Origin of the sequence: uncultured Streptococcus sp. (assembly GCF_915066115.1) — a bacterium.
In the GTDB taxonomy this organism is placed as follows: domain Bacteria; phylum Bacillota; class Bacilli; order Lactobacillales; family Streptococcaceae; genus Streptococcus.
This window is the reverse complement of record NZ_CAJZDT010000134.1, coordinates 1-4,639: the sequence shown is the minus strand read 5'-3', so window position 1 is coordinate 4,639 and position 4,639 is coordinate 1. Positions and strand designations below refer to the sequence as shown.

Here is a 4,639-nt window from a genome sequence, read left to right as displayed (position 1 = left end):
ATTGAAAAGTTTGTTTTAAAAAATGCTCAATTACCCTCTAGTCCCGTTTTAAAGTGACTCAGGGTGCTTTTTTTGATATAATAAGAGGGACTGTTATCAGTTAGAAAGAGGTTGGTATGAAAGAATTACAAACTGTACTAAAGAACCATTTTGCAATCGAATTTGCAGACAAAAATTTACTGGAAACTGCCTTTACTCATACGAGTTATGCCAATGAGCACCGCCTCTTAAAAATTTCACACAATGAACGCTTGGAATTTTTAGGAGACGCTGTTCTACAGTTATTGATTTCAGAATATCTGTATAAAAAATATCCTAAAAAGCCTGAGGGTGACTTGTCTAAACTCCGTGCCATGATTGTTCGCGAGGAGAGTTTAGCTGGTTTTGCGCGTGATTGCCAGTTTGATCAGTTTATCAAACTTGGTAAAGGGGAAGAAAAGTCTGGTGGGCGCAATCGTGACACCATTCTTGGTGATGCCTTTGAAGCCTTTCTTGGTGCCCTCCTTTTGGACAAGGATGTGGCCAAGGTCAAGGAATTTATCTATCAAGTCATGATTCCTAAGGTTGAAGCAGGCGAATTTGAGATGATTACAGACTACAAAACCCATCTCCAAGAGTTACTTCAGGTCAATGGAGATGTGGCTATTCGTTATCAGGTGATTTCTGAAACGGGTCCTGCCCACGATAAGGTCTTTGATGTAGAAGTTCTTGTTGAAGGTAAGAGCATTGGTCAAGGTCAAGGTCGTTCTAAGAAACTAGCAGAGCAGGAAGCTGCAAAAAATGCCGTTGAGAAAGGGCTGGATTCATGTATTTAAAGGAAATTGAAATTCAGGGATTCAAGTCTTTTGCTGATAAGACCAAGGTTGTCTTTGACCAAGGTGTGACGGCAGTTGTTGGACCCAATGGATCTGGAAAGTCCAATATTACAGAAAGTCTGCGTTGGGCCTTGGGGGAGTCAAGTGTCAAGAGTCTCCGTGGTGGCAAGATGCCGGATGTTATCTTTGCTGGGACCGAAAGTCGCAAACCTCTCAATTATGCTTCTGTAGTTGTGACTCTGGATAATCATGACGGATTTATCAAGGATGCAGGTCAAGAAATCAGGGTAGAACGCCATATCTATCGTAGTGGAGATAGCGAATACAAGATTGACGGAAAGAAAGTCCGTCTGCGTGATATTCATGATCTTTTCTTGGATACAGGTTTGGGACGAGATTCCTTCTCTATCATTTCCCAAGGGAAGGTTGAGGAGATTTTCAACTCCAAGCCTGAGGAACGCCGAGCTATTTTTGAAGAAGCTGCTGGAGTTTTAAAATACAAGACTCGTCGAAAAGAAACTGAGAGTAAACTGCAACAAACTCAGGATAATCTGGATCGTCTGGAAGATATTATCTACGAGTTGGATAATCAAATCAAACCTCTTGAGAAGCAAGCTGAAAATGCTCGTAAGTTTCTAGACTTGGAAGGCCAACGTAAAGTTATTTACTTGGATGTTTTAGTTGCTCAAATCAAGGAAAATAAGGCTGAACTAGAGTTGACAGAAGAAGAGTTGGCTCAGGTTCAGGAACTCTTGACTAGCTACTACCAAAAGCGTGAAAAATTAGAAGAAGAAAACCAAACTCTTAAAAAGCAACGCCAAGATTTACAAGCTGAAATGGCCAAAGACCAAGGCAGTTTGATGGATTTGACCAGTCTGATTAGTGATTTAGAGAGAAAATTAGCCTTATCGAAATTAGAATCTGAGCAAGTAGCCCTGAATCAACAGGAAGCACAAGTCCGTTTGGCTACTTTGGAGGATAAGAGAAAGACTCTAAGTCAGGAAAAGGCTGAAAAAGAAAGCTCTTTAGCTCTCTTAGAAGAAAATCTAGTCCAAAATAATCAAAAACTCAATCGTTTAGAGGCTGAATTGCTGGCTTTTTCAGATGATCCTGATCAAATGATTGAGCTCTTACGCGAACGCTTTGTAGCTCTTTTACAAGAAGAAGCAGATGTCTCAAACCAGCTGACCCGTATCGAAAACGAGTTGGAAAATAGTCGTCAGCTTTCTCAAAAACAAGCAGATCAACTACAAAAACTCAAAGAACAACTGGCTACAGCTAAAGAGAAGGCTAGTCAGCAAAAAGACGAGCTTGAAACTGCTAAGGAGCAGGTTCAGAAATTATTGGCCGACTATCAAGCTATTGACAAGGAGCAAGAGGAACAGAAAACTTCCTATCAAGCTCAACAAAGTCAACTCTTTGACCGTCTGGACAGTCTTAAAAACAAGCAGGCCAGAGCTAAAAGTTTGGAAAATATCCTGAGGAATCATAGTAACTTTTATGCAGGTGTTAAGAGTGTTCTCCAAGAAAAGGCCCGTCTTGGTGGAATAATTGGGGCTGTTAGTGAGCACCTGACCTTTGATGTGCATTATCAAACTGCTCTAGAGATTGCGCTTGGAGCAAGCAGTCAGCACATCATTGTAGAAGATGAGAACGCGGCGACTAAGGCCATTGATTTCCTCAAACGAAACAGAGCCGGTCGTGCGACCTTCCTTCCTTTAACGACTATCAAGGCTCGTACGATTTCTAGTCAGAATCAAGATGCTATCGCAGCAAGTCCAGGCTTCCTTGGGATGGCAGATGAGTTGGTGACATTCGATACTAGACTGGAAGCTATTTTCAAGAACTTGCTAGCTACGACGGCTATCTTTGATACCGTAGAACATGCTCGTGCAGCTGCTCGCCAGGTTCGTTATCAGGTTCGTATGGTGACTTTGGACGGCACAGAGTTGCGCACAGGTGGTTCCTATGCAGGTGGAGCTAATCGCCAGAATAACAGCATTTTCATCAAGCCAGAACTGGAGCAATTACAAAAAGAAATTGCTGAAGAAGAAGCAAGTCTTCGTTCAGAAGAAGTGGCTTTGAAGGCCTTGCAAGATGAGATGGCTTCATTGACAGAAAGATTAGAAGCTATCAAATCTCAAGGAGAGCAGGCACGTATTCAGGAGCAAGGCTTGTCCCTCGCTTATCAGCAGACCAGTCAGCAAGTTGAAGAGCTAGAAACTCTTTGGAAACTCCAAGAAGAGGAATTAGATCGTCTTTCTGACGGAGATTGGCAAGCAGATAAGGAAAAATGCCAAGCACGCCTTGCTACTATTGCCAGTGACAAGCAAAATCTGGAAGCTGAGATTGAAGAGATTAAGTCTAACAAAAATGCCATCCAAGAACGCTATCAAAACTTGCAAGAACAGGTAGCGCAAGCTCGCTTGCTTAAGACAGAACTACAAGGGCAAAAACGTTACGAAGTTGCGGATATTGAACGTTTAGGCAAGGAATTGGATAATCTGAATATCGAGCAAGAAGAAATCCAGCGTCTTCTTCAAGAAAAGGTTGACAATCTTGAGAAGGTTGATACAGAATTGCTCAATCAACAGGCGGAAGAAGCCAAAACTCAGAAAACAAACCTCCAACAAGGTTTGATTCGCAAGCAGTTTGAGTTGGATGATATTGAAGGTCAGCTGGATGATATTGCTAGTCATTTGGACCAGGCTCGCCAGCAGAACGAGGAGTGGATTCGCAAGCAAACACGTGCTGAAGCTAAGAAAGAAAAGGTCAGCGAGCGCTTACGCTATCTACAAAGTCAATTAACAGACCAGTATCAGATTAGCTATACTGAAGCACTAGAAAAGGCACATGAATTGGAAAACCTCAATCTGGCAGAGCAAGAAGTTAAGGATTTAGAGAAGGCTATTCGCACACTGGGTCCTGTCAACTTGGAAGCTATTGACCAGTATGAAGAAGTTCACAGCCGTCTGGATTTCCTCAATAGCCAGCGAGATGACATTTTGTCAGCGAAAAACCTACTCCTTGAGACCATTACAGAGATGAATGATGAGGTCAAGGAACGCTTTAAATCAACTTTTGAAGCTATTCGTGAGTCCTTTAAAGTGACCTTCAAACAGATGTTTGGCGGAGGTCAGGCAGACTTGATTTTGACTGAGGGAGACTTGCTAACAGCTGGTGTGGAGATTTCTGTCCAACCGCCAGGTAAGAAAATTCAGTCTCTAAACCTTATGAGTGGTGGGGAAAAAGCCCTGTCGGCTCTTGCCTTGCTCTTCTCCATTATTCGTGTCAAGACCATTCCTTTTGTTATCTTGGATGAGGTGGAAGCTGCGCTGGATGAAGCTAATGTTAAACGTTTTGGGGATTACCTCAATCGATTTGACAAGGACAGCCAGTTTATCGTCGTAACCCACCGTAAGGGAACCATGGCAGCGGCTGATTCCATCTATGGAGTGACTATGCAAGAATCAGGTGTGTCAAAAATTGTTTCGGTGAAGTTAAAAGATTTAGAAGAAACAGTAGACTAGTTACCAAACGATAGCATCTCTTAGGGGATGCTATTTTTTAAAACTAACATCTTGAAAGATTTTTTAAGGTCAGTTCAGGGGCAAAAAACGACATTTGGGCTTTCCTTTTAGCGAAAAGGCTTTCTCTATGATATAATAGTTTCATGATTACAACAGTACCTATTAAGAACGAAAAAGACATTGCAGTACCGGGAAAAACAGTCCTTGTACTAGGTTATTTTGATGGCATCCACAAGGGACATCAGAAACTTTTTGAAGTGGCCAGTAAGGCTTCGATGAAAGAATATCTGCCAG

At 42.1% G+C, this 4,639-nt stretch carries 2 protein-coding genes and 1 pseudogene; all 3 read left to right on the top strand.

The window, feature by feature from the left end; all coding sequences use genetic code 11:
- Positions 1 to 116: 116 nt before the first annotated feature.
- Positions 117 to 815 carry a ribonuclease III gene (gene rnc / locus QZ565_RS08235; RefSeq protein WP_000661487.1) on the top strand — a complete coding sequence of 233 codons (699 nt, stop codon included), beginning with the start codon at positions 117 to 119 and terminating at the stop codon, positions 813 to 815.
- Positions 806 to 4,345, top strand: a complete 3,540-nt coding sequence (gene smc, locus QZ565_RS08230; RefSeq protein ID WP_295528080.1) for a chromosome segregation protein SMC — start codon at positions 806 to 808, stop codon at positions 4,343 to 4,345. Before rnc ends, smc begins: the two co-directional genes overlap by 10 nt.
- Positions 4,346 to 4,488: 143 nt before the next feature.
- A pseudogene (locus QZ565_RS08225) lies at positions 4,489 to 4,639 on the top strand (bifunctional riboflavin kinase/FAD synthetase); the annotation flags it as partial.